Here is a 20,640-nt window from a genome sequence, read left to right on the forward strand (position 1 = left end):
CTGTTTGAAATGGTTTACTCGGTGAAATTTTACTCTTGCTTTTCATTCGGTTAGTTATTTATACCTGTACTTTACACCCATACGCTTCAAAAATAAAGTAAATTTTACCTAAAAATTGGGAGGTATTGTGTCAGTTGTTTGAATACTTTGTCAAAGATATGTGACAGAAAGTAAAAAAACGTAAAAAAATAGCGCTGCACGTGAGTTGCAGCGCTGTGTTTCTTTTTTAGGCTTTTTTCTGTAAGGCTGGTCTAGTGACTTGCACTTCATAGTACGTAATTTTGTTTTTTAATAGACCTTCAGGTTTCGCTTTTCCATGAGCGTGCGCATCACCAAATGCCTGAGATTTTGTCCAATTCACAAAGTCTTCTTTTCGATTCCAGCGTGTATGAATGGTCACTTCATCGTAATCGGTTGTCTGCTGTGTGACCCATACTTCCATGCCTAAAAATCCTTCCATGAATTCTACTTGTCCCTGCTTGTTAAAACGCTTGACGAGGTGGTCGGCACTGCCTTTTTCTACTCTTACCTGGTTGTTGACAATGATCATGTTTTGTTCATCTCCCTTTTGTTGTTGGATCGAAGCGATTGGAATAATAAGCGGATGCTCACCGTCTAAGTGAACCTCAGCCTGAATCCCAAAGACCTCTTTGAAAAAGCTTTCTGTTAATACTTCTTTTGGTGTCCCTATTTGATAAATCTGACCACGCTTCATCGCAATAAGGCGGTCACAATATTTTGCTGCCTGCTGCAGGTCGTGAAGAACCATTAAAATGGTGATTCCATGCGTCTTATTCAGCTGTTTGAGCAGCTCTAGTAAATCAAGCTGATGCGCAATATCTAAGTAAGTTGTCGGCTCATCCAGAATAATCGTCTCCGTCTTCTGAGCGAGCGCCATCGCAATATACGCTTTTTGCCTTTCTCCGCCAGACAATGTATGCAGCATTCTATTTTCATTGATCCGGCTATTGGTCACATCAAGCGCCCACTCAATCGCTTCTTGATCTGTCTTCGAGCTTTTTTTCCAGATCGAACGATGCGGACTGCGTCCAAGTGCGACCAGCTCCCGTACGGTCATAGATGGAATGGCTGTTCTCGACTGCATGAGAACGGCGATTTCCTTTGCGATCTCCTGAGCTGTCATCTCTTTTTGCGGTATATCGTGAATGTATATCGTGCCGCTTTCGATTGACGTAAGACGTGCGGCTGCTTTAATAAAAGTCGACTTCCCTGATCCATTCGGTCCAATAATTCCTGTCACGCTTCCTTTAGGAACAGCTGCTGAAATAGATGACAGCTGAAAGCCTCCTTGACTGAGACTCACGTCATCCATAGCGATCACATCCAACTTAACCCCTCCCTTTCTTTTTTAATAAATAGAGGAAGAAAGGTGCACCGATGCAGGCAAGTAGGATACCGACAGGCAGTTCAACTGGCGTAAACCATACCCTTGCGGCTGTATCTGCAAAAACCACAAGCACGCCTCCGCCCAGCATCGAGATCGGCAGCAGATACCGGTAGTCATCTCCAATTAAAAGACGGATAAAATGAGGAACGACTAGTCCGACAAATCCAATTAAGCCGCTCACACTTACTGCTGCACCAGCTAAAAGTGCCGCCAGTGCAATTAAGAAAAACCGGGTGCGCTCTACTCTGAGACCGAGCAGCTGAGCCGATTCATCGCCAAGCAAAAGAAGATTTGCCGGCTTGATGGCAAAAAAACAAAGGCACAACCCAGCAAGCGCATAGGGCGACACGAAGGTTAGATGATGCCAGCTCCGTCCATTTAATCCTCCTGATAAAAAGGGCAGAACAGCCTGCACACGCTCACTATAAAGCACCATAAACCCATTCATCACCGCCCCAAGCAGGGCATTGACTGCCACTCCCGCCAAAATCAGCTTCAGCGGTGAAACCCCTTGATCAAATGAGAGCATATACACCACAAGTGCCGCTAATAAAGCGCCAAGGAAAGCAGCGGCTGGCAGCAAAAACGTGAATTGCGGAAACACAATCATGCTAAGCACAGCAGCCAATCCGCCGCCAGCCGTCACACCGATGATGCCAGGGTCAGCGAGTGGATTTCGGACGACTCCTTGTAAAATCGCCCCTGATGCTGCAAGACAGGCCCCAACGATGAAACCGATGAGAACGCGCGGTAGGCGTAAATCCATCACAATTTTCTCATGGACAGGCTGACCTGATCCCGTCAAAGCAGCGAGTAAATCTTGCAGTGATAATTGAACAGAACCTAATGCAAGCCCTAGGCATGCGCCTACAACTAACGAGATGAATAGTCCGGGTATCAGCCATCTTCGCCTCGACTGTCTTTTTTGAAAATCTAATTCTGCATTCATTTTCATGATGACAATCGCTTCAATCTTTTCTCTAGCTCATCAATCGCTCTCATCACGTCTGCGCCTGGATTCGTCCCAAATAGATCACTAGGCAGAATCTCGACGTGTCCATGTTTGACAGCTGATACATCGTGCCATGCGGCATTCTGTTTCATTTCACTCATAAAGCCCGCTTTCACATCTTCAGGATTGCTGTGGGTCATAAGCAGGATAAGATCAGGATCAGCTTCGATGACCTTTTCTGCATTGATTTGAGCGTATTGAGGGAATTTCTCGAGTGCTGGTTCATTCTCAGCAATGTTCGTCCCTCCAGCGATGTGCAGTAAATCTCCGCTTAAGGATTGAGGAAGTGCCGCCATATATGTGCCAGGTGCCCCGTATACAACGAGTGTCTTCACTTTTTTCTGAGGCTGTTTGACCTGCTTTTTCCGCTGATCGATTTGCTTGTTAAGCGCTTTTGCCTTTTGCTGCTTCCCTAGCAAATCTCCGAATAACGTAATTTGGCGCTGGATGTCCTTCACTGAATTGGCACTTGTCAAAAGAAGCTGTGAACCAATTCCTTCTATTGTAGAGATGTCCTTGCTGTTTAATTGTTCATTCCCAAGTACAACATCGGGCTTTAAGCTTGTGATGAGCTCTACATCAAATTGATGTGTGGTACCAATTGTTTGGACTGATGTAGCCTGTTGTAAGCTCTCTGGTAATTCGGCGGCCGGACGACCGACCACCTCACCGCCTAAGGCATATAGGATGCTCATGTCTCCAGTCGATAATGAGACAATACGCTGAGGGGAGTCCTCAAACGACAGCGTTCTGCCGGCAAAGTCCTTTATCTTCAGCGCACCTTGACCGCTCCCTTTCTCTACAGGTGCTGCCTGACTGCATCCGCCGAGGAGAAGCATCGAGACAAGTCCCACGAAGATCACATGTGAAAATTTCAACCGTCTGTCTCTCCTTTTCTAGTAAACTTTCTTTAGCTTTGCCTGTACCACGAGACGCCCGTTTTTCGGTGCAAGCACATGATCACAGGTCGATAGAGTGAGAATGAGGTCATCTGTGGACACGTCTGTTTTCGTTTGGTAGATTGATTTTTTCCGCACAGCTTGCAAGTAGTGCGCATATTCGCCAAGATCTCGAAAATCGGTTTGAATATAATCGAAGTCCACCGTTGTTTCATACACGGCAAAAATCTCCGCTTCATAGCTTTGATACAGCGTATCGTACTGAAATGTCCGATGCTCATCGAAGAAATCCTTTTTTAAATAGTTTGTGAGTCCAGCGAACATGGACCCATCCCTCATCCGATGTCCGTACACCACAGTATTCGAGCTTTCATGCAAGACGTCATTGCGATAATCCATAAAAATACTGCCTGCCCGGGTGTCGTTTTTTAAGTAATTACGGGTTAAGTATAACGCATTATCGCGAGATTGGACGATTGGGTACTGAATCATCGTGTCCTTCATATTGATCCAGCCGACAATGTCATCGTTTACCTTCCGCAGTTCATCAAATGACGTACGAATGGTTCCCGGCCCCCGGCTTTCATTCATTCCTTGCTCATGTCCATACATCGTCTGAGCCTTTGCAAGCACCTGACGATTTTGATAATAGCCGAACAGCTCTAAGCCAATGGCTGACCCGCTATAAATGAATACACCTAAACAGACGATCGTCAGCATCCGCTGCCAGACCCGTTTTCCTCTTTTCACACTGTCTCACCTGCTTTTTGCACAGCTTATATACCAACAGGCACGATATACATCCCTGTTTCTGCATCCTGTTTAATCGTGACGGACACATCATAAATGTGCCGCACATTTTCTTCTGTTAACACATCATTTGGCTGTCCTTCACTCATAATCCGGCCATTCTTCATCGCAATGATGACATCGCTGTAGCGGACAGCCTGATTCATGTCGTGTAGCACCATAACGATTGTTAGTCCATGTACGACATTGAGCTCACGGATCAGCTCAAGAATGTCAAATTGATAATAGATATCCAAATAGGTTGTCGGTTCATCTAAGAAAAGGATCGACGTTTTTTGCGCAAGTGCCATCGCAATCCATACTCGCTGCCGCTCACCACCTGACAGTGAGGCGAGCGGCACCTTTCGTTTTTCCGTTAGCTTTGTACTGGAAAGCGCCCACTCTATCGCTCTCTCATCCTCTTCCTTGTCTCCTCCGCGCATCGTCTGGTACGGCGTTCTGCCGAATGCCACGACCCTCTCGATCGTTAAATCAAGCGGCGCTTCATTTTGCTGATGGACGACAGCCAGCTTTTTTGCCAGCTCCTTTGGCTTAAATGCATTCAGTGCTTGGCCGTCTAAGTGAATTTGCCCTTTGTTTGGCGCATGGTTATTCGCCATCAATGAAAGCAGTGTAGATTTCCCTGAGCCATTCGGACCGATAATGGTTGTGATTTTCCCCTTTTCAATGTGTGTTGTGACCGATTGAACGATGTCCTTCTGCTGGTCATATGAGAATGACACCTCACGAATGTCCATGGAGACGGTCCCCCCTTCTTAGTAAAAAGATCAGAAATGGCCCGCCAATCACGGCCATGATCGTAGAAGCAGGAATTTCATTTGGCGCGACAAGCGTCCTGCCGAGCGTATCAGCCGTCAGAATCAGCAAAGCCCCGCTTAACGCAGAAAATGGAATGAGTACCCGGTGATCCGAGCCGACAAGTCTTCTTGAAATGTGTGGGATAAGCAAACCGACAAACGCAATCACGCCTGCGACCGCTGCTGTCACCGCCGCAAGCAATACAGCTGTGATGGAAATCAAAAGGCGCATTCTGGTCACACGCAATCCTAAATTTTTCGCTGTCTTGTCCTGAAGAGCCAAGAGGTTACACCATCTGCTAAAGAAAAGGGCTACGACAAGGCCGACGACGCCATAGACTCCGATTAAACGGACATCTCCCCACGTTTTCATCGTGAGATTCGACTGTCCTGACTGATTGATCGTGATATTGAAATAGCTGCAAATGGTCACAAATGCTTCAGCCATTCCAGTAAACATGGCATTGATGGCGATCCCAACCAAAATCATGCGGATGGGGCTTAATCCACCCCTCCAAGACAGAACATACACGAGAAAACACGCAATGGCTCCACCTAACACCGAAAATAAAGGAGAGTAGAAATAAAATTGAGGAAGTGCTGTTATGGCCATTAAAGAAAAGAAGCTGGCTCCTGATGAAATCCCAATGACGCCGGCATCAGCTAATGGATTCCTCATGACCGACTGCAGCAGTACACCGGAGACAGATAAAGCGGCCCCTGTAAACATTGCAATGAGCATGCGAGGAATTCTGAGATCTTTAATGATTTCTACCTGTGCATGTTGACCGGTGATGAGCCCTTCCAATAATTCAATCGGGGTGACATGAATGCTCCCCGTAATGGCGGAATAAATAAACACGCACACCAGTAAGACACTGACTGTCAGAAATAAAATCCCTGTTTTTTTCATCTTAAACGTCCTTTTATCATTCAAATTCGCCGCTTATGACGGATACAGCATACGCGTTAGTTCATCTAGTGCTTCTGCTGCCTTTAAATTGCCCGTTGTCCCGAATAAGCTTTCTTCGAGGTCATACACCCGGTCTTGCTTGACTGCATGAAAATGCTTCCAAATGTCATTTGTTTTAAATTCTTGATCAAACATGCGGACGACTTCATCTGGCATCCCATGTGCGGCCCGGAGGATGATATCTGGATTGGCTTTTTGTAAATACTCCGTATTGGAAGCCAAATACTCCATTTTCTCGCCTTTGACAATGTTCTCTCCGCCTGCGATCCGCACAAGATCACCAATATATGAATGCTCTGTCGCCACCAAATAACTGCCTGGTACACCAAGCAAAATCAGAACGGATGGCTTTCGTTTTCCCTTCGTCTTCTCTTGTATGTCTTTCTTTTTTTGCTCAAAATCAGACACAATGCGCTCGGCTTGTTTCTTTCTGTCATACTGATCTCCGAGCTTCGTGATCGCCTTCTCCATGTTAGCCATGCTCTCGAGATTTAAGTATGTGGCAGGGACACCTGCTTGTTGAAAGGGTGTCTCTAAATCATATTGAAGGGTTGTAACGGACAGGACATCTGTCGGTTGAAGTGATTGGATGATTTCCATGTCTGGGCTCATTGGATTGCCGACTTCTGGCAGTCCTTTATAACGAGCTGGCAAGGATTTTTGGCTTGTTGGCACCCCAACAAGATCGATCTCTAAGGCATCCATGATCTCCACAGCAGCTACAGTTGTTGCCACAATGCGCGCATTTGAATCTGCGTTTTTTTTGCCTTTTGCTGAGCTTTCAGCTGACTGTGAGCAGCCCGATAAGATCACGCACACACTAAGGGCAGCGATCAAGGTACATAACATTCGATGCTTCAAAAACAGAAGCCCCCTTTCGAAAAAAGAGAGTGGATGCGTCGATGATCTCGGCGCATCTCACTTCAACTAAACCATCTATCTTGTTCTTGTTTGATACTTTCTGACGAGTACGAATAATGACCCGCCGAATAAAAGAATATACACCCAAAGAAGAGAGGTATCTCCTGTTTTTGGATTCAGCTGTCCAGTCTCAGACTTGGTTTGGTCATCTGATGGAGTAAATGTCAGCTGCTCTGCGCCTGTTTCCTCTGGCGCTAAATTCTCAAGTTGATTTGGTTGATTTGATTGAGAATCGCGATCATTTGGATTTTTGACAAAGCCGATACTCTCATCGTCTCCGATGATCGATCGAATCCCGCTTCCTTCACCAAGAGCAATTCCTTTTGTGTCATAGATAAGTTTGACATCGTACTGCTCATGATAATTCGCAGCTGGAATATCAATTTTCACGCGTGCTGCCTGAGCCGTGCTTAAGCTTTTGGCTTCGTATTGAATCACTCGTGTATCTGATTTTTGATCTGTTTTTGCAACAAGCGTCTCTTCAAACTTGCCACCTGTTCCTACTTGGAAGGACGTGATAGCTGAGCTATTCTTCACTGTATATGAAACGAAATGGCGGCCATTTTTCACAACCAATGTCGCAGGGCTCACGACGTAATCGTTCATACGAGAAAGCTCATCCTTGTCTGCTTTCTTCATTGAGAAAGGAAGCTTGTATACACCATCTTTAAGCTGAGCCGTCTCTTGAGGAGCTCCGCCGTTATTTGTTTCTGGTGATGGTGTGTTTGGTTTTGGTGTTTCTGGTGCAGCAGGTGTTTCTTCCTCTACCTGTCCGCCTTTAAGTGGCGCGATACTCTTTGCATCGAATTGAAAACGAATATCGTAAGTTTGGTCATAGTGGGCGGCCGCTACTACAATGTGAACTTTTCCTTTGACCGCTTTTTTCAAATCAACGACATCAAATGACACCACTCTTGTGTTCTTTGCTTGATCTGTGCTGACGGTCTTCACTTCTTGATAAGAGCCGTTTTTCTCTATTTTCAAAGAAGCAACAGACGTATTGTCCTTCACCGTAAAGGAAATGGTTTGCTTTCCGTTTTTGACGGTTAAGGATGCAGGATGTGAGAAGTATTGGTTCATCCGAGATGCCTCGTCCTCATCCCCTTTGAGCACACTGTAATTGATGCGGTACTCGCCATCTTTCAGTTGATTTTGCGCAGAATCTACTGGCTTTGTACCATTGTTATTGTCTGGTGTTGTCTGCTGATCGTCTGGCTTTGTGCCATTTTGATCATCCGGCTTTGTTTCGTTATCGTCTGGCTTTGTGCCATTTTGGTCATCCGGCTTTGTTTCGTTATCGTCTGGCTTTGTGCCATTTTGGTCATCTGGTTTTGTTTCGTTATCGTCTGGCTTTGCAGGTGTAACGAGCGTTAGGCTGCTTTGATCGAATGCAAGCTGTACGTCATATGCTTCGTCATAAATAAAGCCGCCTAAATCCCAATAAATTTTCACCCAGCCGTTTAATTTGGCTGATAAGTCGGCAACATCAAACTTGATTACACGTGTATTGGCAGCTTCATCCTCACTGACGGTTTCAGTGGTGACAAGAGCGCCATTTTGTTCAACCTTGAAATCTGTAATCTCTTTGCTTTGCTTCAGTGTGACATAGGCAGTCGTCTTGCCATTTTCCACAATCAGCTTAGCTGGCTTTTCTGTATACGTATCCATCATGGACGCTTCTGTGCTGCCATTTTTTAAAACAGTGAATCCGACCGTGTATTCACCATCAACAAATGATGCAGCTTGAGCCGTTCCTTGAGGAATCTGAAATGCAGTTAATAAACTGAATAAAACGAGCAGAATGGCTGCCTTTAGATGAAAAAGACGTTTCAAATGGTGACACTTCCTTCCTTAATGCTTAATGATCCACTTTCTTGCTAAAAATCCGCCTGAGCATAGAGCAAGCACAAGGAGCCACCCTGTCTGGTTTGTATCACCAGTTTGAGGATTCTCTTCTTGTTTTGTCGTGGATGAATCAGATGTTTTCGTTGATTCTTTTGATGGCTGCTGCTTTTCTGCTTCACCCGCTGATTTGTTTGTGCTGTTAGACGAAAGTGATTTCATGCTGCTCTCATCAAATTTCAGCTGAATGGTATAATCATGATCATAATCAGCAGATTTTACAGTGACATGAATTTTTGATTTGATTGGTTTAGACAAGCTCTGAGCTTGGAACTGAACAATCCTTGTGTTGGCTTTTTTATTGGTTGAGAGAACCGTTGTATCAACATAGCCGCCATTTCCCGGAACTTTAAATTCCGTCACCCAGCTGCTATTTTTAATGGTCATTTGTACTGTCAGCTTCCCATTTTTTGCAATCACTTTTGCTGGCTTCAGCCAGTAGTCATTTGCCATAGAGACCGCATTTCCTTCAGCCTTGAGCACAGTATAGTTGACGGAGTATGTACCATCCTTTAACGTGGCAGCCTGTGCGTTTGAAAAAGGCAGCATGAGTGCCAATAATAAAGCGGTCATGAAGACTGATAGCCTCATCATTTTTTTCATCAAGCGAATTTCCTCCCTTTTTACTGAACAGATGCTGCATCAAACTTGATACGGATGTCGTAATTACCTGTATATCCGATGACCGGTACAGTCACGCTCACTTTTGCTGGTACGACTTCTGTCAGGTTGTTCACGTTGAATTCTACTGTTCTCTTATTCGCAGCTGTGTTTGTACTGATCACCTTCGCATCTTTGTAGACACCTTGTTCAAGTGTTTTAAAGCTAGTGATCCAAGAACTATTCGTTAACGTGACTTGTGCTTTGATTTTTCCATCCTTCACGACAAGCTTGGCTGGTTTTTCAAAATACGTATTCGCTGTTGAAGTCGAATCGCTATCTGCCTTCCATACCACATATTGTGCTGAATGTTGACCATCTGCTAAGCCTGCTGCTGAGGCTGAGCTAATCGGGGCTAGAGCAAATAATAGAACAAAGCTAAAGAACAATAATACGTGTGATGTTGAACGAATGGCTTTCATGTGAACCCTCCTAAATGATATTGATAATTATTCTCAACGGATAATAAAAAAAATAACCTTCATAAGCGCTTGATCACACTTATAGATGATTATGATAATCATTATCAATTGAGTTGAAAAAATAAATCTTTGCTTCCTAAAAGCCAAAGATGTCTGTTTCTAAATGATGGTTTGACACGTGTTTTAGGCAATCTGTCCCATTCATGATACCATGGCATGACCTCCATTCCATTACAGGGAAAAGAACCCTCTTCTTCTTGATCTTATATGATGAGTGAATTTATTGTCAACATCATTTTTCATACTATTGACTTAGATTTCTGGAAAATCGCACAAAAAAATTTCGATCAGACAGACTGATCGAAATCGATTAGGAAGGAACATGTTCCCCTTTTTTGCTATTTTTACGTTCTAAAGACCAAGCATACATTTCACGAATAATCGGCTCTATTTTCTTCCCTTGCGCTGTTAATTCGTATTCAATCCGTACTGGAATGTCAGGGTATACGTTCTTCTCAACGAGTCCTTCAGCCTCTAAATCCTTCAGCCTTTCAGATAATAATCTGCCGCTGATGTTCATTTCATTTTCAAGCTGACAGAAACGCTTAGGGCCTGTCAGAAGCTGATTGATGATGAGAATGACCCACTTCTTGCCTAGAATCTCCATGGCATCTGTGATTGGGCAGCCATCTACTTGAGCCATACCTTACTCCCTCCCGCTTTTCTCTCTTTTTTTCATTATAACACAATTAATTACTTGAAATAAGTTACTAACTATTATATAGTTTAGTTACTTTAAGTAACAAGGTATTCATTTTTATATATTTTCAAAAACATTTAAACATGCCGATGCATATATCATGAAGGAGATGACCGAGCTTGAAGACAATTGAGGAGCTAAGATTGGGTGTAACAGAGTTACATGTATCCAGCTTTGAGCGTTCTTTACCTTTTTATACAGACATTTTAGGATTTTCTATATTAGAAAAGACAGATTCCACAGTGACACTTGGCAGCAATGCAAAGGAACCAATCCTTTTGTTAAAAGAAGATGCACATCTAAAAGAGAAACCTGATCACGAGCCAGGACTTTATCATTTTGCTGTTTTATTACCTACCAGAAAAAACCTGGGCACATGGCTGGCACATGTGATCAAAAAAGGCTATCCTTTAATTGGAGCAAGCGATCACTTTTTCAGTGAAGCCATTTATTTAAGTGACCCTGACGGCATTGGCGTAGAAATATATGCTGATCGCCCTGAGGACGTTTGGGTAGGTGAGAATGGAGAACTGAAAGGTGGCGGAAATGCACCTCTTGATGGAGATGGTCTCCTGCAAGAAGCCGCTGATACGACGTGGAAAGGACTTCCGGCTGACACAGTAATGGGACACTTACATTTCCATCTGAACCCAGAAGAAGCTGATTCCTTTTATGTCAATACGCTCGGTTTTCATATCCGAATGGCTCCACCAGCAAGCGTATTTATCGCCGCTGGTGTGTACCACCATCACCTTGCCTTTAATGCATGGGGACGCGGAAGAAAAGGAGCCATTGATCCACGTTTTTCAGGAATTAGAAGCTATACACTCGTATTCCCACAAGAAGCAGACAGACAGTCCGTCGTTGAGCGCCTAACAAAAGCAGGCACTCAAGTGAAAACAATAGGGAAAAGTAACGAATTTGTTGATCCATTTGGCGTTCTCGTTCGTTTACAGATTGAAGAAACAGACAAAAAAGAAGGTGCAGAATATGGACAAACACACAGATCTTAAAACAGCCATTTTAAAAGATAAAATCAAACGAGTACAGCAAGAAGACGGGTATATATATATCACTGGACCCATTAAATTGCCAGTGAATTTAGACGGCAGAACGGTGATGTTCAACTGGTATTCATGGTTAAAAGACGACGGGTTAGAGCCATTGTCAGATGAAGCTTTAATTGAAAGCCTCTCGTCCCGCCAGCTTGCCGATCATCAGCAGTCAAGCGTGCTAGTGTATGGAGATTTCGAGCACGCTGACGAAGCTCTTATCCGCATGCATTCCATTTGTCACACTGGTGATATTTTCGGAAGCAAGCGCTGCGACTGCGGATTCCAATTGAAGCAGTCCATGCGAATGATTGAGGACAATGGTGCAGGTGCCCTGTTTTATTTAGCCAACCATGAAGGCCGAGGTATTGGACTTTTCACGAAAGCCATGGCTTATATCCTTCAAGAAAACGGCTACGATACAGTAGAAGCGAACGAAGCACTCGGCTTTGAAGATGACACGCGTCAATATGAAGAAGCCATCGCGGTTCTTCAAACACTTCGTACAAAGCCAGTCAGACTCATTACCAATAATCCGAAAAAGACAGATGCCATCAGCCATGCAGGTTTATCTCTTTCTGGACGTATTCCGCTTTGGGGTGATGTCTCAGAGTTTAATGAAAAATACTTGCAGACAAAAATCAACCGCTCAGGTCACATGAAGGCGGAGCAAGAGGTGCGTACGATTGCCACATCATGAGCGATATATGAATCTAGCCCTAGAAAATGCACGGGCAATGAAAGGCCAGACATCACCGAACCCGCTCGTCGGGGCTGTGATTGTGCGCGATAATGAAATTGTTGGAGTCGGTGCTCATATGAAAGCCGGTGAACCACATGCTGAAATTCATGCACTTAAAATGGCTGGAGACAAGGCAAAAGGAGCCACTATTTATGTGACCCTCGAGCCTTGTTCCCACCATGGCCGTACAGGTCCTTGTGCGGAGGCACTTGTGAAAGCAGGCGTCGAAACCGTTGTCGTGGCAGCACTTGACCCGAACCCGCTTGTCGCTGGCCGCGGAATCGCCATTTTACAAGATGCTGGCATCCAAGTGATTACAGGCGTACTTGAGCAGGAATCCATTCTCATGAATGAAGTGTTTAATCATTTTATTACGAAAAAAACACCTTTCGTGACGCTCAAGACAGGTATTACCTTAGACGGAAAAATTGCGTCTGCTACGTCTGACAGCAAATGGATTACATCTGAGACATCCCGTTATGATGCTCATCATATCCGCAGCATCAATGATGCGATTTTGGTCGGTGCTCAAACTGTTATTCATGACGACCCTTCACTAACTGCACGGATTCCAAATGGGCATCATCCGATTCGAATTGTTTTAGACTCTAGGCTCTCAACACCGCTGACAGCAAAGATCGTCACTGATCAGATGGCACCTACATGGATCTTTACAACAAAACAAGCCGATGAGGAAAAACGAGACGCTTTAGAAGCAGCCGGCGTAAGCGTCTTTGTAACAGACAGCGAGACGCGGGTGCCCCTGCAAGAAGTACTTCAAATGCTGGGAGAAAGAAATGTCTCCTCCCTCATGATTGAAGGCGGCGGCCAGATCAATGCTTCATTTTTAGAACAGCAGCTTGTAGATAAATTGGTCATTTATATGGCACCTAAACTCATTGGCGGAAGACTGTCTCCTTCCTTTTTCGGAGGCGAAGGCATACGTCTCATGAGTGATGCCATTGAATTGGATCAGCTCTCATTAGAAACACTTGGGAAAGATATTAAAATAACGGGCTATCCCGTTTATCAATAAACAAAAAAGCTTGTAGACCCCATCTACAGGCTTTTTTAAAATGACAGTTTGAGGTGAATGTGATGTCGATAAAAGGAATGAATCATTTGTTATTTTCTGTTTCTGATTTAGAAACCTCTATTGATTTTTACACAAAAGTATTTGACGCCAGTTTATTAGTAAAAGGAGAAAAAACAGCTTACTTTGATTTAAATGGGCTATGGCTTGCACTGAATGTGGAAAAGGACATTCCTCGTCAAGACATCCAGCACTCTTACACACACATCGCTTTTTCAATCGATGAAAAGGATATAGATCACATGTACAACAAGCTAAAACATTTGAATGTCAACATCTTACCAGGTCGCCCAAGAGATGAAAAAGATCATCAGTCGATCTACTTTACGGACCCTGACGGACATAAATTTGAGTTTCATACAGGTACCATGAAAGATCGAATCGATTATTACAAACAAGAAAAAGCACATATGAAATTTTTTGATGAATGATAAAAAAACAGAACTTCCATTTACATGAAAGTTCTGTTTCGCTTTTGAACCGCCAATGTCGATTCACCCATCATCACCGTGAAACTTGTCGTAAAATGTTTCATGTGAAACATTGATAATTACTTCCCTTCTACCAGCCTGCCAAAGCTTTCGGGTGAAAGTCCCGGTGACACGCGAACACGGTGCAAGGACATCATGCCCTGTTCCTTCTTCGCATGTCCTGGTTCAGTGGTGACAGCCATTTGATAACCGGCTTGCTTCGCCAGCTTTAGCGTGTCTTCGTTATAGCGCCCGACAGGATAGCTGACCATTCTCGTACGCTGAGAAAAACGTTGATCAAAGAATGCCTTTGACCCTTTTAATTCCTCTTTCTGCTGCTTCTTTGATAAACGATTGAGCTCTAAATGATGAATGGTATGACTCTCAATTGATAGCCCATTTGCTATCATTTCATCCATTTGTTCATCCGTTAAGTGGTTCGGACGGCCAATGGATTGCTCAATCATGAAAATCGTTGCCTTCATTCCATACTGCTTTAAAATCGGAAATGCCTTTGTATAGTTATCGGTATATCCATCATCGAATGTAATGAGGACACACTTTTCACTTGGTTTCGTATTTGTTGTGAAGACGTGGTACGCTTCTTCTGGCGACAGCGTGACATAGTCGTTGTCCTTCAGCCATTTCATATGAGCCGCAAACTCGCTCTTTGGTACACGAAGCGAGTTACCGCTGGAGATGCTGTGATACATCAAAATCGGAAGCTCTACCGGTTCCTTTTGCTTAATCCAGTTTTGTGTATCTATCTCTGCCTCTTCTTTCTGCTGAATCTGTTTTGTTTCTTTTGCTTGTAATTGACCCTTTTCCTCTTTGACTACTTGCTGGTTTCCTTCCGTTTGCTCCTTCGTTCCCATACAACCCGAAATGAGCAGCGCCACAAGACCAACCGCAATCAACATACATGTTTTTTTCATTCACCAATCCTGCTTTCTCTCTATCTATCGAATGATTATAACAGAAATTGGTTACTACCTGATATCTATTTTGACAGGGTGTTCATTTTTTTACACATTTCAATCATTTCGATGGCAAGCAGATGAATGGTCTCTGTTGTGAGCATTTGATCTTCTGCATGTATCAGCAGTAAAGAAAAGGGAAGCTGCTCACCTGCCGCCTCTTTTTGGATCAGCGACAAGTGCAGGTTGTGGATGCTTCGAAACGCTTCCTCCCCTTTTTCAATCAACTGCTGTGCTTTTTCAAAATCATCAGCTCTTGCTAGACGAATCGCTTCAACATAATGACTTCTTGCCTCGCCTGCATGAGCAATGATTTGAAAGGCTGCTCCCTGCATTTCCTCTAATACCGTCATCTGCTTCTCCTCCAATTACTTAAGATTCATTTGCTAGTTTCAGAGCATGCTCTAGTATTTTTTCTCCGTTCGCTGTTCCGTATAATCTCACATTGATGACATCAACAGGTATTTGGTAAGGTGCCGCTGTTTTTTCTGCTGCCTTTTTCATAAAGCTTACTTGCGGTCCAAGTAAAATCACCTGCACATCTTCTCCATGCTCTTCTAATTCATCCGCAATAGCCCCTTCAGGTATGGCGTATATCTCATAATCCAGCCCCTTCGCTTCTGCGGCTGCCTTCATTTTGGACACTACAATGGATGTCGACATTCCTGCGGCACAAGCGAGAATGATTCGTTTCATATCCCAACACTCCTATCGATAGTTGACTTCTGTTTGGGTCTTCAGTTCCCTTGTTTTAATTAATGTCTGGTACCAATACGCTGATGCCTTCAACTGACGATTCCGTTCATTTTCCAGCTGGATTTCGACTAATCCGTAGCGATTTTTAAAGGCATTCATCGGCGATACATTATCCGTAAAAGCCCACAGCATATAGCCCGTGCAATTTGAGCCTTCTGCTTTCGCTTGAAGTGCCCGTTTCAAATGCTGGCTGATAAATGAAATGCGATACTGGTCATCAATGATACCGTCTTCTTTTTTAAACCGTTCTTCCTTTTCTACGCCCATGCCGTTTTCGGCCACAAACCACTCAATATTTCCGTATTCTTCTTTAATTCTCATGCCCATATCATAGACAATGTCCGGGTAAATTTCCCATCCTCTGAATGGATTCATTTTTCTTCCTGGAAGCTCAAACATATCGTAATAATAAGACGGGTGAAATGGTGTCATCTCATTCCACGCCTTACTCGGTGCTTTGACACGATGCGGATAGTATAAGTTGAGCCCAACGACATCAACCGTATGATTCTTGATGACCTGAAGCTCTTCCTCTGTCGCATCGAAAAGAATCTCATGCTTTTTTAACACATCAAGCAGTCCTTCTGGATACTCTCCTTTGATGGAGGGATCTAAGAACATTCGATTGAAAAACAAATCATATATCCGTGCCGCTTCTTGATCATGCGGAGCAGAGGATCTTGCATACGTCACTTCTGGATTGAGAATCACCCCAATTTTTGCACCTGTTGATTCCTTCAATCCCATCTCCCGAAACAGCTTCACTACTTTTGCTGTTGCCAGCGCTTTATGATAGTTCCACTGCATCCATTTCTTCGTATTTTGCTCAAAGGGATAACGTATAGCATCTAGGTACACGCGTGTTTGGACAACAATCGGTTCATTAAAGCTAAACCAATGCTTGACCCTGTCTCCATATCGCTCAAACACCTTTTCCGCATAGAGAACAAACAGCTCGACGACATGCTTTGATGACCATCCGTCGTACTTTTCAAGCAGCACGGCTGGAAGCTCATAATGCTCTAAGCAAAACATCGGCTCTACACCTGCTGCGATTAATTCATTGATCAAATCATCAATGTAACGGGCATATGCTTCATCCACAATCCCCTTCTCGTAATCGATGAGAAACCTCGACCAATTGATCGATGTCCTATAATGAGTCAGACCGATTTCTTTCATGAGAGCTACATCTTCTGGATAGCGCTCGTAAAAGTTCGTCGCACCAGCCGGGCCATATCCTTCGTGCCACACGTGATACCCGTTCTTATACCATAAATCGATGTACGAGTCCTGATGCGCTTGCTTTCCCTTCCATCCCTCCGTTTGCCAAGCAGAGGCCGCAGCACCTAGGATAAAATCTCTTGGAATCTCGATTCTGTTCATGTCGCCACCTTCCCTTTCCTCGTTTGAACGTGAAGTCCTTCCCAAATTCATTGCAAATACATAGCCTTCACAATTGACTTCCTGCCCTTTTTTCGTATATTTACGGTCAAGTGAAATGGGATCATAACCACCTACATTGCATATTCATGCATGCCTCTCCTTTTATTCTGAATCTGGTGCCGCTTCTGGTTTGCGGTTAGACAAGAGGACAAATGGCAAATAGATGAAGACTGCGACCACAATACAGATGAGCTGTGTGATGACAGCCCCCATGCTGCCAGCGGTGGACAGCCATGCATTCACAATCGGTGGTGTCGTCCACGGCACCATCACGACGGCTTTTCCAGCAAACCCTGTAGCTGTCGCAACGTAACCAATCGTTCCTGTCACAAGTGGTGTGACGATAAATGGAATTGCCATCACAGGGTTTAACATGACGGGCAAGCCAAAAATAACGGGTTCATTGATGTTGAAGAGGCCCGGCCCAGATGAGAGCTTGGCAATACTTCGCATCTCTTCCCTTCTTCCAGCAATAAAAATCGCAATCAAAAGCCCAATGGTCACACCTGAACCACCGATGCTCATATACACATCCCAAAATGGCATCGTGATGATATTCGGAATCTCTTTTCCTTCTTGAAATGCTGTCATATTCACTGCAATTGATCCTAATAAGAGCGGCTCCCGGATCGGTTTGATCATCTGGTTGCCATGGATGCCGATCACCCAGAAGAATTGCGCCACAAACATCAATGTTAAAATCCCCGGCAGACCCTGTACAACACTTTCTAGTGGGCGCTGCACCACGTTATACACTGCTTCATGCAAATAAATGCCTGTCAAACGGTGAAATGCAAAGCCGAATGAACTAATGATCGTAATCGTAATGATCGAAGGAAAAAGTGATGAAAAAGATGTTGCCACATTCGATGGAACAGAATCTGGCATCTTGATTTGCAGCCATTTCACCTTGGTCAGCTTACAAAAAATTTCCACAGATACGATCGCAATGATCATCCCTAAAAATAAACTTTTTGGATCGGAAAATTGCCTTGCCAGTACATCTACAACCTCACGCATCGATCCATCCACTTCAAGTAGAAGTGTCGTTGGAATAACAGATATAAATGAAATCAATGCCATCAGCCCTGGGAACAGGGACTTGTGCCCGTTGATTTTCCCAAGCTCTATCCCGATGAGGAACACAGCCCCAATCGTTAAAAAGTTCAGCGTGGCATAATTGATTGCCTTCATAATTGGCTGAAGCTCCGCTAAAAATCTGAACATCTCAAAATGAGCAAGCCCTGTTTCCGGGCTCATGATCATATTTGCCACCAATACAGCAAAAGCCCCTGTAATGATGATTGGCATCAGTGTGACAAATGCCTGTTTAATCGCCATAATATATTTTTGATTCGTGATACGATAAGCCACATTCCCCATGACATCTGCCGCTTTCTCCTTAAAGCTCATGATCTGTCTCCCCCTTTGCAAAAACTCGTGATCATCCTCCTTTTTGATGTTATTTTAAAAGCGCTTTCATTAACATCTAATCTTTTTCCTCACAGATGCGGAAATGGGTGTCCCGTTTTTTCATTCGGATGCTCCAATACTTGAAGCGCCGCCGTCAGTTCCTCAAATGAAGCGGCCTTGATGAGTTGCTCCACCACTTCCTTGCGCTCTGTCAGCCGTACAAGAAATTGATAAAGTGATTGCAATTCTTTTTGATACGTCTTCTGGATACTTAACAAACAAACGACTTGTACCCGATTTTCACCCCACAGCACCGGTTTTTTCAACGTACAGATCGCACAAAACGTGTCATCTGTTGCCGGCTTCATCGGATGAGGAATCGCAACCAAATGACCGAACGATGTCGGTGACACTTGCTCTCTTTCCAGCAATAATTGTTCAAACTCTTCCGGGATGCGATCCTGTTCCTTGAGCACGTTTACGAAAAATTGCAGTACCTCTTCCCTTGATTGAAGGTCTTGCTGAAAAAATGTCAGCGCCGGACTCACATACCGCAAAACCCCTGTATCCTGCGCGCCCTGAACAAACCGTTTCAGCCGCACAATATCATCGTCACTTAGAATGGTATGTACATCAATCACTGGTACCGGCAACGTGTTCTGAAGCGGAATGGTACTAATAATAAAATCAATGCTTCTCAAATCAAACGAAGGAATTTCTCCAACACTTGCAGTGCCAGCGATCTCCAGCTTTCCGCTAAAAGCCGCTGTCAGTTTATGAAGAAGGAGCTGACTGCTGGCGACACCCGTCGCACATACAATCAGACATCTCTTTCTCACATGCTGTGATTTTGTCCGCTCGATTGCAGCACCGATATGAAGCGCCAAATACCCAATCTCATCCTCATGAATCTCAATTCCCTCTTTTTCTCTCAGCCATCTACCCATACAGACGCCAGCTTCAAATGCAATGGGATAATACCTTTTAATGTCCGTTAAATAAGGGTTACGAATGTTCATACCGTACCTAAAACGATGAATAGCGGAACGTAAATGAAGACTTAATCCAACGATTAACTCTTTATCAAATTGAATATCAAGTGACATGTGCTCCTCTACATAAGCAAGCAGTTGGTGGATGAAGCGAAAGTGATCTTCGTCTAGAAGATGACATAGCGTATGACCGGTATCTCCGTATGCCATCATTTTCGCTCCCATCAAGTGAATCGCAATATACGCCATTTCAGATAATGGAAAATCAATCGCTAGGACATGCCGAATATCCTCTGCCATTTGTTGAGCTACTTGGAAAACAGGCTGCACTTGAATCTCTTTTAATTCCGTTTCTGGCATCATGACCAGTTTTTTCTCTTCAATTCGTTTGCATGCAATGGCGATGTGGGTGACTAAATTACTTAAACCGATTTCTGACAGATGAAGTCCGCTTACTTTTGTACGTGAACGCACGATATCCTGAATCAATTGATACGTTTCTTCAGGTAACAGCGCAGGGTTCGCATGCGCTTGCTGAAACACATGCTCAGCCATACAATATCTTAATTTCATTTCATCCCCTGTCAGCCGCAGCCCATATTTAGGACGATGTGACACAGAAAGGCCATGTAATGAAAACAAATGTCTGACGGCTTTCAAATCATTTTTTACTGTCGATTCACTCACAAATAATTCCTCTGCGAGCGCGTCTAACTTAATATGGTCTGCTGACAGAAGCAGCCTTTTCAATAGATAGGCTACACGGTCCTCAGGCTGATTGGGAATGGTCTGCTCCTTTTTTTCGTTTCTTTCTCTCAACGACTTTTTCAAAAATGTACGAAAAGACCCATAATCCTCTACGGTCAATGTATACCCTGCCCCGCGTTTGATATGAAGTACGGCTCCATGTTCATCCAAAACAGATTTAAGCGCTCTCATATCTGTTCGGATCGTTCTTGATGTGACGCCAATCATGCGGGCAATTTCTTCACTAGTCAGTTCCTGTTCCGCTTGCATCAGTCGTTTCAGCAGCTCCTCCTGACGTAGAGATAGCATAGGCTCTCCTCCCTTGGCATTTACTTTTGCCTATCATCATAAACGAAAGTAGAACTCTTTGCCCAGTTTTTCTTTCAAA

Annotated in this window: 21 protein-coding genes; 4 read left to right on the plus strand and 17 right to left on the minus strand. The window is 44.0% G+C overall.

The features are described from left to right. Positions 1-226 precede the first annotated feature (226 nt). From isdG to NSQ36_RS18100, 11 genes are all read right to left on the minus strand, one after another. Positions 227-1,348, minus strand: coding sequence for a heme oxygenase (gene isdG / locus NSQ36_RS18050; protein WP_106029455.1), 1,122 nt, complete (start codon positions 1,346-1,348; stop codon positions 227-229). Position 1,349: 1 nt separating this feature from the next. Further along, the gene (locus tag NSQ36_RS18055; protein WP_251190630.1) at positions 1,350-2,363 is read right to left on the minus strand and encodes an iron ABC transporter permease; all 1,014 of its coding nucleotides are present in this window, start codon (positions 2,361-2,363) and stop codon (positions 1,350-1,352) included. Next, entirely contained in the window at positions 2,360-3,298 is a 939-nt protein-coding gene (locus NSQ36_RS18060; RefSeq protein WP_251190629.1) for an ABC transporter substrate-binding protein, read from the minus strand. Before NSQ36_RS18060 ends, NSQ36_RS18055 begins: the two co-directional genes overlap by 4 nt. An 18-nt stretch (positions 3,299-3,316) precedes the next feature. Beyond that, positions 3,317-4,069 (minus strand): class B sortase, encoded by a 753-nt coding sequence (gene srtB, locus NSQ36_RS18065; protein WP_251190628.1) that lies wholly within the window; start codon positions 4,067-4,069, stop codon positions 3,317-3,319. A gap of 26 nt (positions 4,070-4,095) precedes the next feature. Further along, positions 4,096-4,866, minus strand: a complete 771-nt coding sequence (locus tag NSQ36_RS18070) for an ABC transporter ATP-binding protein (protein WP_003214769.1) — start codon at positions 4,864-4,866, stop codon at positions 4,096-4,098. Beyond that, positions 4,853-5,839 carry an iron ABC transporter permease gene (locus tag NSQ36_RS18075; RefSeq protein ID WP_251190627.1) on the minus strand — a complete coding sequence of 329 codons (987 nt, stop codon included), beginning with the start codon at positions 5,837-5,839 and terminating at the stop codon, positions 4,853-4,855. Before NSQ36_RS18075 ends, NSQ36_RS18070 begins: the two co-directional genes overlap by 14 nt. Before the next feature lie 33 nt (positions 5,840-5,872). Next, positions 5,873-6,760, minus strand: coding sequence for a heme ABC transporter substrate-binding protein IsdE (isdE, locus tag NSQ36_RS18080; RefSeq protein WP_212045711.1), 888 nt, complete (start codon positions 6,758-6,760; stop codon positions 5,873-5,875). A gap of 75 nt (positions 6,761-6,835) precedes the next feature. Next, positions 6,836-8,653 carry an NEAT domain-containing protein gene (locus NSQ36_RS18085; protein WP_339206335.1) on the minus strand — a complete coding sequence of 606 codons (1,818 nt, stop codon included), beginning with the start codon at positions 8,651-8,653 and terminating at the stop codon, positions 6,836-6,838. Between the two features lie 18 nt (positions 8,654-8,671). Next, on the minus strand, positions 8,672-9,325 hold the full coding sequence (gene isdC / locus NSQ36_RS18090; protein WP_034620342.1) for a heme uptake protein IsdC: 654 nt from the start codon (positions 9,323-9,325) through the stop codon (positions 8,672-8,674). Between the two features lie 20 nt (positions 9,326-9,345). Beyond that, positions 9,346-9,804: an NEAT domain-containing protein gene (locus NSQ36_RS18095; protein ID WP_137054189.1), complete on the minus strand. Its 459-nt coding sequence runs from the start codon at positions 9,802-9,804 to the stop codon at positions 9,346-9,348. 370 nt (positions 9,805-10,174) lie between these two features. Continuing rightward, on the minus strand, positions 10,175-10,507 hold the full coding sequence (locus tag NSQ36_RS18100; RefSeq protein ID WP_050944548.1) for a helix-turn-helix domain-containing protein: 333 nt from the start codon (positions 10,505-10,507) through the stop codon (positions 10,175-10,177). Positions 10,508-10,683: 176 nt separating this feature from the next. Here NSQ36_RS18100 and NSQ36_RS18105 point away from each other — a divergent pair, with 176 nt between their 5' ends. From NSQ36_RS18105 to fosM, 4 genes are all read left to right on the plus strand, one after another. Then, positions 10,684-11,577 (plus strand): VOC family protein, encoded by an 894-nt coding sequence (locus tag NSQ36_RS18105; RefSeq protein ID WP_339206337.1) that lies wholly within the window; start codon positions 10,684-10,686, stop codon positions 11,575-11,577. Further along, entirely contained in the window at positions 11,555-12,316 is a 762-nt protein-coding gene (locus tag NSQ36_RS18110) for a GTP cyclohydrolase II (protein ID WP_003215082.1), read from the plus strand. Before NSQ36_RS18105 ends, NSQ36_RS18110 begins: the two co-directional genes overlap by 23 nt. Next, positions 12,303-13,394, plus strand: a complete 1,092-nt coding sequence (ribD, locus tag NSQ36_RS18115; RefSeq protein WP_251190625.1) for a bifunctional diaminohydroxyphosphoribosylaminopyrimidine deaminase/5-amino-6-(5-phosphoribosylamino)uracil reductase RibD — start codon at positions 12,303-12,305, stop codon at positions 13,392-13,394. The genes NSQ36_RS18110 and ribD overlap by 14 nt, the downstream gene beginning before the upstream one ends. Positions 13,395-13,456: 62 nt before the next feature. Then, positions 13,457-13,882, plus strand: a complete 426-nt coding sequence (gene fosM / locus NSQ36_RS18120; protein ID WP_226804446.1) for a FosM family fosfomycin resistance protein — start codon at positions 13,457-13,459, stop codon at positions 13,880-13,882. Positions 13,883-14,001: 119 nt separating this feature from the next. Here the strand turns inward: fosM and NSQ36_RS18125 are convergent, their stop codons facing one another. From NSQ36_RS18125 to NSQ36_RS18150, 6 genes are all read right to left on the minus strand, one after another. Continuing rightward, entirely contained in the window at positions 14,002-14,856 is an 855-nt protein-coding gene (locus tag NSQ36_RS18125) for a polysaccharide deacetylase family protein (RefSeq protein ID WP_285859542.1), read from the minus strand. A gap of 65 nt (positions 14,857-14,921) precedes the next feature. Further along, positions 14,922-15,251 carry a PTS lactose/cellobiose transporter subunit IIA gene (locus NSQ36_RS18130; RefSeq protein WP_024423898.1) on the minus strand — a complete coding sequence of 110 codons (330 nt, stop codon included), beginning with the start codon at positions 15,249-15,251 and terminating at the stop codon, positions 14,922-14,924. 19 nt (positions 15,252-15,270) lie between these two features. Continuing rightward, the gene (locus NSQ36_RS18135; RefSeq protein ID WP_050944552.1) at positions 15,271-15,594 is read right to left on the minus strand and encodes a PTS sugar transporter subunit IIB; all 324 of its coding nucleotides are present in this window, start codon (positions 15,592-15,594) and stop codon (positions 15,271-15,273) included. Positions 15,595-15,606: 12 nt separating this feature from the next. Continuing rightward, entirely contained in the window at positions 15,607-17,040 is a 1,434-nt protein-coding gene (locus NSQ36_RS18140; protein ID WP_251190624.1) for a glycoside hydrolase family 1 protein, read from the minus strand. Positions 17,041-17,202: 162 nt separating this feature from the next. Next, on the minus strand, positions 17,203-18,513 hold the full coding sequence (locus NSQ36_RS18145; RefSeq protein ID WP_339206342.1) for a PTS transporter subunit EIIC: 1,311 nt from the start codon (positions 18,511-18,513) through the stop codon (positions 17,203-17,205). 89 nt (positions 18,514-18,602) lie between these two features. Further along, positions 18,603-20,561, minus strand: a complete 1,959-nt coding sequence (locus NSQ36_RS18150; RefSeq protein WP_251190623.1) for a BglG family transcription antiterminator — start codon at positions 20,559-20,561, stop codon at positions 18,603-18,605. Between the last annotated feature and the right edge of the window lie 79 nt (positions 20,562-20,640).

It is taken from the genome of Bacillus sp. FSL W8-1143, from assembly GCF_037965155.1.
In the GTDB taxonomy this organism is placed as follows: Bacteria; Bacillota; Bacilli; order Bacillales; family Bacillaceae; genus Bacillus; species Bacillus pumilus.

Bases quoted from the DNA above. Each gene is read 5' to 3' on its own strand.
- NSQ36_RS18055 (WP_251190630.1), bottom strand. From the start codon at position 2,363: ATGAAAATGAATGCAGAATTAGATTTTCAAAAAAGACAGTCGAGGCGA.
- NSQ36_RS18070 (WP_003214769.1), bottom strand. From the start codon at position 4,866: ATGGACATTCGTGAGGTGTCATTCTCATATGACCAGCAGAAGGACATC.
- NSQ36_RS18075 (WP_251190627.1), bottom strand. From the start codon at position 5,839: ATGAAAAAAACAGGGATTTTATTTCTGACAGTCAGTGTCTTACTGGTG.
- isdC (WP_034620342.1), bottom strand. From the start codon at position 9,325: ATGAAAAAAATGATGAGGCTATCAGTCTTCATGACCGCTTTATTATTG.
- NSQ36_RS18095 (WP_137054189.1), bottom strand. From the start codon at position 9,804: ATGAAAGCCATTCGTTCAACATCACACGTATTATTGTTCTTTAGCTTT.
- NSQ36_RS18100 (WP_050944548.1), bottom strand. From the start codon at position 10,507: ATGGCTCAAGTAGATGGCTGCCCAATCACAGATGCCATGGAGATTCTA.
- NSQ36_RS18110 (WP_003215082.1), top strand. From the start codon at position 11,555: ATGGACAAACACACAGATCTTAAAACAGCCATTTTAAAAGATAAAATC.
- fosM (WP_226804446.1), top strand. From the start codon at position 13,457: ATGTCGATAAAAGGAATGAATCATTTGTTATTTTCTGTTTCTGATTTA.
- NSQ36_RS18125 (WP_285859542.1), bottom strand. From the start codon at position 14,856: ATGAAAAAAACATGTATGTTGATTGCGGTTGGTCTTGTGGCGCTGCTC.
- NSQ36_RS18130 (WP_024423898.1), bottom strand. From the start codon at position 15,251: ATGACGGTATTAGAGGAAATGCAGGGAGCAGCCTTTCAAATCATTGCT.
- NSQ36_RS18135 (WP_050944552.1), bottom strand. From the start codon at position 15,594: ATGAAACGAATCATTCTCGCTTGTGCCGCAGGAATGTCGACATCCATT.
- NSQ36_RS18140 (WP_251190624.1), bottom strand. From the start codon at position 17,040: ATGAACAGAATCGAGATTCCAAGAGATTTTATCCTAGGTGCTGCGGCC.
- NSQ36_RS18145 (WP_339206342.1), bottom strand. From the start codon at position 18,513: ATGAGCTTTAAGGAGAAAGCGGCAGATGTCATGGGGAATGTGGCTTAT.
- NSQ36_RS18150 (WP_251190623.1), bottom strand. From the start codon at position 20,561: ATGCTATCTCTACGTCAGGAGGAGCTGCTGAAACGACTGATGCAAGCG.